This window comes from Agrobacterium radiobacter (genome assembly GCF_040801995.1).
GTDB lineage: Bacteria > Pseudomonadota > Alphaproteobacteria > Rhizobiales > Rhizobiaceae > Agrobacterium > Agrobacterium radiobacter.
In genome coordinates this window covers 2,073,731-2,088,284 of sequence record NZ_JBEGHX010000002.1, presented here as the reverse complement: position 1 = coordinate 2,088,284, position 14,554 = coordinate 2,073,731, and the positions used below count along the sequence as shown (strand labels likewise).

The 14,554-nt window shown below is 55.6% G+C and carries 5 protein-coding genes; 4 read left to right on the top strand and 1 reads right to left on the bottom strand.

The window, feature by feature from the left end; all coding sequences use genetic code 11:
• The first annotated feature begins 43 nt into the window (after positions 1 to 43).
• Entirely contained in the window at positions 44 to 1,099 is a 1,056-nt protein-coding gene (locus tag MRBLRC7O_RS23315) for a S41 family peptidase (RefSeq protein WP_223564927.1), read from the top strand.
• A gap of 382 nt (positions 1,100 to 1,481) precedes the next feature.
• Positions 1,482 to 2,153, top strand: coding sequence for a response regulator (locus MRBLRC7O_RS23310; RefSeq protein WP_060727162.1), 672 nt, complete (start codon positions 1,482 to 1,484; stop codon positions 2,151 to 2,153).
• A 42-nt stretch (positions 2,154 to 2,195) separates the two neighbouring features.
• On the opposite strand, the gene MRBLRC7O_RS23305 is transcribed toward MRBLRC7O_RS23310, so the two are convergent.
• Positions 2,196 to 3,680 carry a sensor histidine kinase gene (locus MRBLRC7O_RS23305; RefSeq protein ID WP_112493396.1) on the bottom strand — a complete coding sequence of 495 codons (1,485 nt, stop codon included), beginning with the start codon at positions 3,678 to 3,680 and terminating at the stop codon, positions 2,196 to 2,198.
• A 417-nt stretch (positions 3,681 to 4,097) separates the two neighbouring features.
• Between MRBLRC7O_RS23305 and MRBLRC7O_RS23300 the strand changes: the two genes are divergently transcribed.
• A complete protein-coding gene (locus MRBLRC7O_RS23300; RefSeq protein ID WP_367727708.1) occupies positions 4,098 to 12,599 on the top strand; it encodes a peroxidase family protein in 8,502 nt (2,833 codons plus the stop codon).
• 173 nt (positions 12,600 to 12,772) lie between these two features.
• Positions 12,773 to 14,512: a type I secretion system permease/ATPase gene (locus MRBLRC7O_RS23295; protein ID WP_060727165.1), complete on the top strand. Its 1,740-nt coding sequence runs from the start codon at positions 12,773 to 12,775 to the stop codon at positions 14,510 to 14,512.
• Positions 14,513 to 14,554 lie beyond the last annotated feature (42 nt).

Genomic DNA, 14,554 nt, shown 5'->3' with positions numbered 1-14,554 from the left:
GCAAAACCGTTTCGATGACAAATGCCAACATCATTGATACGCTTTGGAGGGCTCCAAAGAGGCCTTTCTGTTTTCCGCGATGCGCTTGCTCGCACTTCCCGACAACGGACACACACGGCTGATCCCGAACGATTCCATCTCAGTGCTCCCGCTGAGGTTTGTGAATGTCGGAACGGTGGTGCAGTTAACTGACACCGCACTGGAAACAACTGCGCCAAGAGGAGAGCTGATAGCAGTCAACGGCACACCTTTGGGCCAGATTGAAGCCGCCGCAGAGAAATTTCTGGCGGGAACGCGCCAGAGGAAACGGGTCATTGGACCGATTCTTCTGGCATGGCCGTATGCATTGGCCCACCTCGGGTTTTCTTCGAAAGAGAATACGACTGAATATCGCGTGAAAGACGAGAATGGGCAGATAACCGATTTGAAAGTGGAGAATGGGCATACGGTTCCTGCACCGATGCTCTATCCGAGAAACGAGCATGGCAAGGCTGATCCGGCCTGGAGGCCCGAGAGATTTGTGGAGATCAAGGACTGGCAGGGGCTTGGGCTTTCAATATCATTGCCAAGTTTCTTCGATCCAAGTGAAAGTGCTCTGCCGAAAGCCATCTCCGGTGCAGCCGAGCATGTAAGCACCTGCCCGAACAAAAAACTCTTGATTGACGTTCGCGGAAACACCGGTGGCGACTTCCTTCAAACGATGCCCTTGATCGACGCCATCTCTTTACACGCAAGCAGGCAGGTTGTTGTGCTTGTCGACAAATTCACGTTTTCCGCAGCGATAGTATTTGTAGCCATCCTCAAACATCGTTTGGGATGTCGACTCAAAATCATCGGCGAAGAAATGGGCGACGGGTTGATTTTTTTTGCCGAGGGAGGGTTGCTCGATTTGCCGATCAGCGGAGCGGTCGTTCGATACTCATCAGCCTTTCACGACTGGGAGAACGGAATCAGTAACGAAACTACACCGGCTGAAATCGCGCAGCAAATGGTCCCGGCAGGAAAACTGAATTTGGATTGGGAATGGGTCGTAAGGTCTACTGCTGAGAATGCACAAGGCGCGTTCTACCAACAAGTTCTTAAGAGTCTGGACGATTAGACGAACAGCGGCTCAGTCCGCACTGCTGGCGGCCGCCCCCCGGAAAATGCTACGCCGAGTAAGGAATGGCCGCCTTCGGCGCTGCGGCAATCAGGCGTGCCACGGCCAACGACGCACACTTCTCCGTCCGCTTCTCGGCGCCCAAGCGAAGACCGCTTCGATCTTCATATAGCAGGTTCTCGAACTTCACGCCAAACCGCACCATCAGGAAATGTCGCGCGCGCTGACACGTAATTCCGCAGCCACCAAATAACACGAAATGATTAATCCTGCTGTAATACTTTAGCCTCGCTTTTACGTAAATATATTCACTTATAGCGAGTTGTTTACACCGCTTCTATTGTGGTATCTTCTCAGTCAAAATAAGTGTGAGGCGGCATCAATGTCATCACCTGTCAGCGTACCTGTATCCGTCGCGTTTGTGGACGATCACCCTATTCTTCTTGAAGGACTTGTAAGTCTTTACTCGAACAAAAAAGATCTCAAAATTGTTGGCCAGGGCCACAACGCTGTAGACGCAATCAAAATCACTGAACAACTTTCGCCTGACGTCATCGTCGTTGATCTCAGCATGCCCGGCGACTCGATGGCGGCGATTGAGGTGATTGTCCAGACAATGCCGGGAACCAAGGTCGTAATCTTCACGGCGACCTCCAGTATCGAGACAGCGATCAAGGCTCTCAATTGTGGCGTTTCCGGCTACGTCCTTAAAGGAAGCAGTTCGACAGACCTTCACGACGCAATTATTGCCGCGCACAACGGCGAGACATATATGACGCCAGGCTTCGCAACGAGGGTCATCATGTCGATGAAGGCGGCAGAGGCGAGACAAAGAGCTATACAGCAGAAACGCTTGAGCGTTCGCGAAGAACAGATTGTCTCCTACCTCATGAGAGGGCAGACAAATCGTGAAATAGCCAGAAGTCTCGACATAAGCGAAAAAACGGTCAAACATTACATGACGATCCTGATGCAGAAGCTCGACGTACGAAATCGTGTCGAGGCCGTTCTCGCCGCACAAAAAATTGGTGGGCCACCCGATCTCTTCAACTAGGATGACGTCCAAAATCTCCACAGCTTCTGCGCCAGACGGCCGCTAGATCATCTCGTCCGACGAAAGCTGATTGATGGGCAAAACTGCGACGATGATGGTTCCCGCCGCGCGCCTGAATATCCGCATTTTCCCGCCAAATGACCTTACGCGCCGCTTCTGACTGGTCAAACCAAGCTTCACTCGGGCTGCAGCGTTTTGGTCTGGACGCACAACACGCTCCCCCACATCAGCCACCACGATGATGAGTTTGTTGTCGTGGATGCGGTATCGGACCCTCTGCCTGTTATTGGCTGCGTGTCGGAATGCATTCATCAACCCTTCCTGAATAAAGCGATAGACGCAGACATTCAGGTGGGGTTTGTACATCTCGTGCGGTATCAGGCCGTCCATTTCAACGGGAAACGCTGTGAGATCCCTGTAGCGCGCCACGGCGAGCTTTATTGTTTCACTTAAGCTGAGTTCGTCAAGTTCAGGCAATGAGAGGCCGGCCGAGATTTTCCGCAGATCCGCAAGAACGCCTGAGACGAAATTCAGCAGCTTTTCAAGATCAGGGTTGACCTTCCTTCCGCTTAAGCGCTGCTCTGCAATCATATCGCTCAGGCGAAGACTTATAAGGGTGAGAACCTGCACTGGGCCATCATGCAGATCGTTGCCAATCTGGTCGAGTATCTTCTCATTCAGCTTGCCGGCTTCGAGTCTGGCATAGTCTGCTGCTTTCCTCAGCTTGTCGTTTTGCTCCCACAGATCAAGGGCGTTCAGGAGGTTCGCCTCGATCGCTCGCTTTTGCCGGGCAATCAGCCGGCTTGCTGTTAGTGCCATGAGATACAACAATCCAAGCATTGGCAAAGCCACGCCGGCCACAATCAGGAATGTTCCGCGCCGCGCAGAGCGAAGCTCAGCGATCAAATAATTCGGTTCTTCGTAAAACTCTCCAACGAGAATGACCTTGCCATTCCCGTCACGAAGAAGGGGCGCGTAGACCTCTAACAGAAGGTTCTGCTTTTCCTCGCCGGTATAAACATGTTTCTCCACCTCCGTACGGGATACAACGATCTCACCTGACAAGGCCGACCTCAACTCATCGAACACTCTTGGATGGTCGATTTTTTGATCGTTTGTCGCATAGAATATACTGCCATCGGCCCGCCAAAGTTTGATCGTGCGAACGTGCTGACCGATAGGCCCTGTGCCGAGCAGGTTTTCGAGGTGCGAGACCAGGACAGGGTCAATCGTGTCCTTGTGGAGATCAGCCTCCTTGATAAGGGGAGAAACAAAGGTTTCGAGATAAAGAGCTCCAACCCCGCCAGCTCCAGCGAGCATGGCGCGTTCAACCCGATCGGCAGCCCAGAACGTAAGGCACGACATCAACACAATCACGATCGGTGACATCAGGATCATGAATTGTGTCGAAAGATGCAGATCCCGGAACCAGTCTGTCAAACGTCGCAAGAACGATCTCCGTTTTCCGAGCGATCCATTGCGCGATTTTGCGTCAACACCAGTGTCGTCAAACGGTGAATGTTTCATGTCCCAACCCGCTGATGTTTTATGCACAAACCTCGTCGAATTCGCACTTATCAGAAACAGAACCGCATCCCGGATTTGATATTTACCAAGATTCAGGTGCGGATATTTTTATACAATTATACAATTAATTCAGCAATTTAATTTGCCAATTCCAATTCCGCAAGACCACATCAACCTTGGGCTGACGACCGTCAGACCAAGGTCTGATGAACTGCTGCGACCAAGGATCCTTAAACAACTGGACCATGTGAAGTGTTCTTACGCAAGCGTTTCCTGCAACCTAAGATCATGAAGGCTAGGGAATCTCCTTTCGGGCGAAAACGTGGAGATTGCGATTGTGCCTGGTGACCAATCAAGAACGCTCGAAGCCTCCATCCATGTAACGGCGTTTTGCGCTTAAGCGCTTCGGAGGGGAAAATGGCTGCTTTTACACTGAACCAGGCTGACCTGGCGTTTGTTCTTCATCAGATCAAGGTCGCGGAAGTCCATGCCTCTGGCGTTCCGCTCACTGAAATCCGTCTCAACCCTGATGGAACAGTGATTTCCGACCGGTCGCAATATGATGTCGTTACAGGCGTCTACCTTGGCAACCCGGCAACGCCTCGGGCCATCCCCGACCCGCATGTGCCGGTCGGTCTTCGTACCGTTGACGGCACCTACAACAATATCGTGGCGGGCCGCGAGCTCTGGGGGGCTGCCGATCAGGCCATGCCCCGCGCGCTTGACCCGAATTTCCGCAACGATGCCGATGGCGACACGATGTCGCTTGGAGGCCCCGCTGTCGTGACGAACACCGATTACAGCGTCGTCGGCACGCCTTCCCCATCAAATGGCGGTCATACAGCCAACGTCGCGGACGCAGACCCGCGCATCATCTCGAACCTGATTTCCGATATGAGTATCAACAACCCGGCTGCTGTATCAGCCTGGTTCAACAATCCTCTGGCGGTAGCGGCATGGGAAGAGGCCAACCCCGGCATGGTGCCCGTGGCACCCGGACAACCTCTTGGCACTAACGGTGTGTACCTCACCAATAACGACCTTGCTTCAATCCCGAACATTGCACCTGACGAAGGCCTCTCGGCCCCGTTCAATGCGTGGATGACATTTTTTGGCCAGTTCTTCGACCATGGTCTTGACCTGATCAGCAAGGGCAACAACGGCTCGGTATTCATCCCGCTACAGAGCGACGATCCATTGGTGCTCGGCGCTGACGGGCTTCCTGGAACAGCCGACGACTTGCCCCCAAGCTTGCGCTTCATGGTTATCACCAGAGCAGACCCTGTTGATGGCCCCGGTGCAGACGGTGTACTTGGAACGGCTGATGACACACATCACGAAGCCCGCAACACCACGACTCCGTTCGTGGACCAAAACCAGACCTACACCTCACATCCATCCCATCAGGTTTTCCTTCGTGAATACGCAACGATCGGAGGCGTCACTGTCGCGACAGGCCGTTTGCTTGATGGCCCGCCCCCAGCCGGTTCTCCCGCCGGAACACATGGTGGCCTTCCGACATGGGCGGACATCAAGGCCAACGCCCTGCAATTCCTCGGCATCCAGTTAAGTGATGCTGACGTCGTCAACCTGCCTTTGATCCGCACCGACCAATATGGCAATTTCATTCCCCATCCTTTGACGGGCTATGCGCAGGTTGTAACGGGTATCGGTGCAGACGGTATTCCAAACACTGCCGACGATGCCGTCGTTTCAGGTACACCCTCGGCACCTGTCAACACATTCGCGTCGCTGGCGCTGCGCACCGGCCATGCCTTCCTGGACGACATCGCGCACAACGCCAACCCCTTCAACAGCCAAACGGGTGCGCTGAAAACTGCGGACACAGATGATGTTGTCAACAGTGGGCCTCTTGCATCCGGTGTCTATGACAACGAGTTGCTGGAGCGTCATTTCATTACGGGTGATGGACGCGGTAACGAGAACATCGGACTGACTGCTGTTCATCACATTTTCCACTCCGAGCACAATCGTCAGGTCGATTCCCAGAAACTGACGATCCTGCAAAGCGGCGATGTCGCCTTCATCAACGAATGGCTGGCAACGGATATCAGCGGCCTTCCAGCCGGCTTTGAAAACCTTCCGGCGATTGATCAGCTCGCTTATGCGCAAGGACTGAACTGGGACGGCGAGCGCATGTTCCAGGCAGCCCGGTTCGCCACAGAAATGCAGTATCAGCACCTTGTCTTCGAAGAGTTCGCGCGTAAGATTCAGCCCGCGATCGACGTCTTTGTTTTCAATTCGGTCACAGACGTCAATCCGTCGATCTTCGCTGAGTTTGCCCATACGGTGTACCGCTTCGGGCATTCCATGTTGACCGACGGGATGCCGCGCGTTTTCCTGAATGCAGATGGTACGGAAACAGCAGCGACCGAACCCGAGCTCGATCTTATCGAGGCCTTCCTCAATCCGGTCGCCTTTGATCTCAACAGCACGATCAGTGCAGATCAGGCTGCTGGCGCGATCGTGCGAGGCATGGTCGTAGAGCACGGCAATGAAATCGACGAATTCATCGTCAGCTCCCTGCGCAATAACCTGCTCGGGCTGCCGCTTGATCTCGGCGCGATCAACATTGCTCGCGGCCGCGACACCGGCGTGCCTTCACTCAACGACGCCCGTGCACAACTTTATGCGGCAAGCGGCTCCACCTTCCTCAAACCCTATGACAACTGGGTTGATTTCGCCGCCAATCTCAAGAACTCGGCCTCCGTCATCAACTTCATCGCGGCCTATGGCACACATGGAACGATTACTGGCGAGACCACGTTGGCCGGCAAGCGGGCGGCTGCGACAGCGCTCGTCATGGGCGGCGATGGTGCCCCTGCGGACCGCGTTTCCTATCTCACGAGCACAGGGACATGGGCGGGCGTGGAAACGGGCCTCAACCTGATCGATCTTTGGATTGGCGGCCTTGCGGAAAAGAAGATGCCCTTTGGTGGCATGCTCGGATCGACATTCAATGCGATCTTCGAAATGCAACTCGAAAATCTGCAGGATGGCGACAGGTTCTATTATCTGACCCGTACACAGGGCCAGAATTTCCTCAACATGCTGGAGCAGAACTCGTTCGCCAAGATGATCATGGCGAATACTGATATCGCCCAGCCTGGCGCCGACGGCATCAGAGGCACCGCCGACGATGTCATCGCCCGCCACCTAGGCGTCGACGTCTTTGCCGATTACGATTTCGTCCTCGAGATCAACAAGGCAAACCAGGTCGGCGACGACCCAGTCGGGGACGATCCGATCATGGCCGCTCTTGGTCTCGGTAAGGTCCAGCGTGACGATTTGACCACTGCCGATGTTGACGAAAGTGTCGCTGACACCAGCGTCGATCAAAGCGGTGCTACAGGACACTATCTTCGCTTCACTGGTGGTGAACATACCGTGGTCGGCGGCACCATAGGCAACGATACCATCATTACCGATTTCGGCGACGACGGTATCTGGGGCGACGCAGGCGACGACCGCATCGAAAGCGGTGCTGGGGTCGATCTCGTCAATGGCGGCGCAGGCAACGATATCATCACTGACTCTGGCGATACCGGCGACTTTGTGAAGGGTGATGAAGGCGACGACGTAATCGCCAATTCGAACGGCATGGATATCGTCATGGGCGGAACTGGCAAGGACGTCGTCTTTGTCGGCGTCGACGACACGGAAGTGTTCGGCGGTGATGGTGATGACTTCATCCTTGGCGGTGACGGCGTCGATCTTCTCATGGGCAATGAAGGCGACGACTGGATGGAGGCGGGCGGCGGCTTCGACACCACGGCTGGCGACAACTCCGAGCTGTTCTTCAATTCGTCGATCGTCGGTCACGATGTCATGTTTGCCGGGAATGAAGAACACGATTTCGACGCGGAATCCGGCGACGACATTATGGTCCAGGGCGAAAGCGTCATGCGCAATGAGGGCATGTTCGGCTTCGACTGGGCAATCTTCAAGGATGTGGAGATGAACGCCTACGCTGATATGCGTATCCCGATTTTCACCACAGAACAGGAAGATATCCTTCGCAACCGGTTCGACAAAACAGAAGCACTTTCCGGCTGGAATTACAATGACACGTTGCTTGGCGACGACCGGGTCTTTGGTGACTTGGCGCCTGGCGATACGGTTGCCACGACAGAGGGCATCTTCTTCAAAGATGGTTTGACGCAGGCAGGCGTAGATCGCATTGAGGGCCTGCGCGCGCTTCTTGGCAACCTCATCGCAGCGGCTCCGGCTGATGTTGATCCCGAAACGATCACTGCCTTCGACCGTGGCAACATTCTCCTCGGTGGAGCAGGAAGTGACTCGCTGCGGGGCAATGGTGGAGATGACTTCCTCGATGGCGACGCATGGCTCAACGTTCGTATTCGCATCACGCCTGTCGGCGCCGAAAACTCGGACGGTAATCAGATTGCAACGGTGGACAGCCTGAAACATGTCTTTACCGAAGATGAGAATCCAGCCTGGGCTGGAAAGTCGCTCTTTGAATTGATGATCTCCCGTACCATCGTGCCAAGCCAATTGCATATCGTGCGAGAGATTGTCTCATCGACAACACCCCTCGCCGGTACTGATACCGCAGAGTTCAACGATGTTCGTGCAAACTACACGATTGTCAGAAATGTTGACGGCAGTTTCACCGTCACCCATAACACCGTCAGCAATGTTGTGGATCCGTTGACCGAACGAAATCTCGTGTCGGACGGTGTCGATACCCTGCGGAACATTGAAGCCGCGCGATTTTCCGACGGCGTCGAGGTCGCCCTTGTGAACAGGGCGGCGACCGGTGCACCGGTTATCAGCGACACATCGCCCACCGAGACACAGACATTGACTGCGGATACCTCCGGTATCGCCGATGAAAACGGCCTTGGAACATTCAGTTTCCAGTGGCAGACATCGACCAACGGCACGACCTGGGCAAATGTTGGGGCTAACTCGGCAAACTTTACTCCCCAGCAGCCTCAGGTTGGCCAACAGGTGCGCGTGGTCGTCAGCTTCACCGATGGGTTCGGCTCTGCTGAGCAAGTCGTTTCTCCGGCTACCGAAGTGGTCGGCGACGTCATTAGCGCCAGCAACGTCGGCACCGTCATCACTGGTACGGCAGGCGCGGATATCATTACCGGAAACCGCGGGAATGACACGATCAACGCCTTGGGCGGTGACGACGTTATTAACTGGAGCGCGAGCCTCCTGGGGCTGTTACCCGATGGTCGGGACAGCGTGAACGGCGGCGCTGAGGGCCTCGACGGAGACTCTTTCGTTGTCAACGGCTCCGCACTTGCCGAGACCTATCGTGTCTATACCCGCGCAGCAGCAGTCAGCGCAGGAATGACAGGTATCGCCACGGCAACGGAAATCGTCATTACGCGCAATGGCACCACCAACGGCGCGATTATTGCAGAGCTGACCGACATCGAGGAAATCGTCATCAACACCGGGGCGGGAAACGATACAGTCTTGGCAATCGGCGACTTTTCTCCGACCAATCTCAGCTTCAACACGATCACCATCAACGGCGAAGCGGACGACGAGACTGTCAACATTTCCGGGTTGATGTCAGCACATCGTATCCTGTTCCGCAGCAATGGCGGTGACGATACGATCGTTGGAACCCTGCGCCCTCAGGACGTGGTCGAGCTGGCGCCGGGGCAGCAACTCTCTAGCTACGCCCTTGTGGATAACGGTGACGGAACGAAGTCATTCTCAAACGGGACACATTCAATCACCTTTACAGGGAGCGTCGTGCCTCAGTTCCAGGAAGCCACCTCAGGCGAGGACGGTGACGACATTTCCGGTCACTTCGAATACACACCAAGTGATCTGGCTGGTCTCAAAGCCCTCGTGAACGGTCTTCCACCCAACGATGGTGATGATCCTGTCCCAACAGGTGTCCGCACCCTGTCGGGTCATGGAAATAATGCTGCAGATCCCGACGCAGGTGCGGTGGACACACCATTCATCCGCATCACCCAGTCGCACTACGGAGAACCGGATGCCTTTGGAAATTCCGCGATCAACCCGATCTTTGATGGACTCGATCCGCGAAACATCAGCAACATTCTGGGTGCACAGGAAGCAAACCTTCCTAAAGCCGATGCCAACATCTTCTTCATGGCGTTCGGACAATATTTCGACCATGGCCTGGATTTTCTTGGCAAAGGCGGAAATGGCACGATCCAGATTGGCGCTCCCGGAAACGGAGCCCCCGGCTCCGGCAATCCTGCTGATCTGACACGCGCGACCGTCGCCTACTACGACGATGGCGTTCCACAGCACATAAACAAGACATCGCCATTCGTCGATCAGAACCAGGCTTACGGCTCCAATGATCTTGTCGGGCAGTTCCTGCGCGAAGGGAATGGATCAGGTGGTTTGGGGGCACATTTGCTTCAAGGCGGTGCGGATCCCTCCAACCCCACCTTCAAGCTGATGCCGACATTGCGTGACCTTATCCTGCATCACTGGGAAAACGACACGGTTTTTCACTCACCGACGCTTGCAGGCGGTCAGGCTAGCTTCCGGTCCTATTTCCCGGGTCTCGTCGCGGCAGGAGTGATCAACGAAGTCATGGTTTCCGGGCTTGCTTCGGACTTCATGGGTAGCACGCACGCACTGCTTCTCGACACCAACCCTTATATCAGCCTGCTCGATCACTACGTGGCAGGCGATGGCCGGGCAAACGAGAACTTTGCCCTTACTTCAATGCACACCATCTGGGCCCGAAACCACAATTTTCATGTGGCAGGCCTTGAGGCGGCCGGTTTTGATGGAACAGCCGAGGAACTGTTCCAGGCCGCCAAGATGATCAATGAAGCCGAATATCAGCGCGTTGTCTTCACCGAATTTGCGGACAAGCTGATCGGCGGCATAAGAGGAGACGGCGACCACGGTTTTTCTGAGTACAATCCGAATGCTACGGCTGCGATCAGTCATGAATTCGCCGCTGCGGTCTATCGGGTCGGTCATTCGCTGATCGGCCAGACCATGACGGTACTCGACGCGGATGGGAACCCGACCCAGGTGGCATTGTTCGATGCCTTCTTGAATCCCACAAACGATCCAAGTGCCTTCAAGCTGCCGCTGAGCACACTTGCGCAGTACGGATATGTTCCACAGGAAGGCTACGAACAGCTCGGTGTGAGCGCGATCCTTGGTGGTATCGCGACACAACCCGCTGAAGCGGTCGATTTCAACATTGTCGATGCCGTGCGAAACGACCTCGTCCGTATCAACGCGGACCTGTTTGCCTTCAATGTTGCCCGAGGCTGGGACGTCGGACTTGGAACGCTCAATCAGGTTCGCATGGACCTCGCAGCATCCACCGACCCTTATGTTGCAGAAGCGCTGGGTTATGCAGGAGCAATGACGGCCTACACATCCTGGGACGACTTCCAGAGCCGCAACGACCTCTCCGATACCGTGATCGCCCAGTTCCGGCAGGCTTATCCGGACCTCGTTCTGGAAGCCGGCGAAATCGCAGCTTTTCGCGAAATCAATCCTGATATCGAGATTGCAATGCAGTCCAATGGGACTGGTGTGATCAAGGGGATCGACCGTGTCGATCTGTGGGTCGGAGGACTTGCCGAGAAACACATCAATGGCGGCATGGTCGGACAGACATTCTGGGTCGTATTGCAGGAGCAGTTCGATCGCCTGCAGGAAGCTGACCGCTTCTACTACACGGAGCGTTTCGACGATTTCGATTTTTATGAAAACTTCATCGACGGTGAGGAGTTTGCCGACATCATCGCCCGGAACACCGGCCTGACGAATCTTGAAGAAGATATCTTCTCGCCACGCGTCGAAGACAACGAGGAGGAAAACGACGACGAAGACGAAGACGAAGACGAAGACGAAGACGACGACGGCGACGGCGACGGCGACGAAGACGACGGCGACGAAGACGACGGCGAAGACGACGATGGCAACGGCGAGGAGGACGGTGATGACACCTGCTCGCACGAAGACGACGATGACGACGGACCGATTGTCTCGATCCCGATCGCAGCCGTTGCGCTGATCGGTACAGCGTCTGGTGAAGTGCTCGCCGGCCAGGGAGGCGACGATACGATCCTCGCGGGTGGCGGTTCGGACATCCTTTCCGGGGATGCAGGTTCCGACATCCTGAGGGGCGAAGACGGTGACGACGTCATCGTCGCAGCGGCGGACAACGATGTTGCGAGCGGTGGCAGCGGCGATGACGAACTGCATGGCGGCGCCGGCCACGATGTGCTCTTCGGAAATAGCGGGGCGGATCTTCTCTTCGGAGATTCCGGCAACGACATCATCGAAGGTGGTGCGAGTGACGACCAGGCCTGGGGTGGCGACGGGGATGATATCGTTCTTGCAACAGCCGGCGACGGCAACGACCGGTATTGGGGCGATGGCGGCAAGGATACGCTCGATTACTCAGTTGCCACGTCAAATCTGACCGTAAATCTAGGCACGGGCCTTATGGGACACGGCACCGTCATTAGCGCAACGACAGGAAACGACACGTTCTACAGCTTCGAGAACTTCGTCGGCGGCTCCGGCCATGATGTGATCACTGCTTCGAATGCGGCGAACGTGATGGATGGCGGTCTTGGCAACGACACCTTCCGGTTCACAACGACAAGTGCAGCCAATGGCGACTCAATCTACGGTTTCCAGCCTGGCGACAAGATCGACTTCGCGGCAATCGACGCCAACACGGGTGCTTCGGGCAAGCAGACCTTTACGATCAACAGTCCAGCATCGCTGACTGCGACAGGGGGAATTGCGATTACACACGAAGTTCGTGACGGAGAGGACTTCACGGTCATTCGTGGTCACACCGATGCAGACGGGAATGCTGACTTCGAACTGGCCGTTTCCGGAAAGCACCACCTGACCAACAGTGACTTCTCCGGGGTTTCCTGAGCAACCGCGAACGAACGGAGGCAGCGCCTCCCGTTAGCTTCGAAATCCCAACGCCGGTGAGTACTGGCACCGGCGTTGCAAGTGAAATGGGATGTCTTGGGTCAACGCGATCACTCCGGACATGCCGCGGACTTAACGCCGAATCTCGGCAAAGTTTCCAAGGGGACTTTCAGATGAGTGGCACCTGCAACAAAAAAGAAAACCAGATAAATGGCATGGGTGGCTTGATGATGTTCGTCTTTGGTCTGTCCGGCATCATCAATATTCTGGCCCTGACCGGCGCCTTCTACATGCTCCAGATCTATGATCGTGCGCTGACCAGCGGAAGCGTGTCGACGCTTGTCGCGTTGTCAGGCCTGGCAATCGGCCTTTATCTTTTCCAGGGCCTGTTCGATATTCTGCGCTCACAGATCCTGGTTCGGCTTGGCGCGAGACTCGATACGCAACTGGCCCCGCTGGCCCACAAAGTCGTCATCGATATGCCGCGTTATGGTTATTCCACGTCTGAAGCGACGGAGCGCGGCCGCGATGTCGATACGATCCGCGGTTTCCTGGCAAGTCCCGGCCTGATTGCGCTTTTCGATTTGCCCTGGATGCCAATCTACCTGGTATTTGTTTGGCTCTTGCACCCGATGCTGGGCATGTTGACCGTTGGCGGGGCCGTTGTGCTTGGCCTTTTGACGCTCTGCACGGAACTTCTGACACGGCGCCACGCCAAAGAAATGCTGAAATCAACTGTACTGCGAAATGCAGTCATCGATTCCAATGCTCGAAACAGCGATATCATGCACTCAATGGGCATTGCCGATCGTGCTGTGAGCCGTTTCGAGCGTGCCAACCGACGTCACCTGGATACGCAAACCAGGACCTCCGATATCTCCGGAACGTTCTCAGGCCTGTCCAAGGTTCTGCGGATGATGTTGCAGTCAGCGATTCTCGGTCTTGGCGCCTACCTTACAATCAAGGGGGAATTGTCGGCCGGCTCCATTATTGCCTCTTCAATCGTGACCGCACGCGCCCTCGCACCGGTGGATCAAGCGATCGCGCAATGGAAGGGAATGGTTTCGGCCCGGCGCAGTCATGCTCGTCTTAAGGAAACGCTGGCCGTTCTGGACGACAAGACCGGACTTTTGAATCTTCCTGCGCCGAAGGAAACTCTCACGGTTGAAGGTATTACGACGGTCGCGCCACACAGCGGCGCAGTCCTGTTGAGTGACGTAAGCTTCGAGCTGAAGGCTGGCCAAGCACTTGCCCTGATCGGTCCGAGCGGCGGCGGGAAGACGACCCTTGCCCGATCCATTCTCGGCATCTGGCCGACACTACGCGGTTCAGTGCGTATCGACGGCGCGGATCTCAAGCAATGGCCTTCAAGCTTCTTCTGCGAACATGTCGGCTACCTGCCGCAGGATGTCTGCTTGATGGACGGAACAATCGCCGAGAATATTTCACGTTTTGCCGAAACACCGGAGGCACATACGATTCTGCAGGCTGCAAGGGCGGCAGGCATCCACGATATGATCGTTCGTCTGCCGAACGGCTACCAAACAGACCTAGGACCAAATGGCATGTCGCTCTCGGCTGGTCAGCGCCAGCGCATCGGCCTTGCGCGGGCATTGTATGGCAGCCCGTTCCTGGTGGTACTGGACGAGCCCAACTCCAACCTTGACGCTGAAGGTGAAGAGGCACTGATGAAAGCGATTGCCGCAGTTCGCTGTCGCGGCGGGATCGTGGTGGTTGTCGCCCACCGCCCAAGCGCCCTGCAATCCGTTGACATGGTCGGCGTTGTTCAGAGCGGAAAACTCGTGGCGTTCGGTCCGAAGGACGAAATTGTGAAAGGGCCACAACCGCAACTGCTTCGTTCGGAACACACACGCATGCAGGCATCGTCCGGCAATACTCTGGCAGCAGAATAGACTTGTTCCTTTGCAACGCTCAGAAGCAACAGGAGGAGAACA

Bases quoted from the DNA above. Each gene is read 5' to 3' on its own strand.
- MRBLRC7O_RS23310 (WP_060727162.1), top strand. From the start codon at position 1,482: ATGTCATCACCTGTCAGCGTACCTGTATCCGTCGCGTTTGTGGACGAT.
- MRBLRC7O_RS23295 (WP_060727165.1), top strand. From the start codon at position 12,773: ATGAGTGGCACCTGCAACAAAAAAGAAAACCAGATAAATGGCATGGGT.
- MRBLRC7O_RS23305 (WP_112493396.1), bottom strand. From the start codon at position 3,680: ATGAAACATTCACCGTTTGACGACACTGGTGTTGACGCAAAATCGCGC.
- MRBLRC7O_RS23300 (WP_367727708.1), top strand. From the start codon at position 4,098: ATGGCTGCTTTTACACTGAACCAGGCTGACCTGGCGTTTGTTCTTCAT.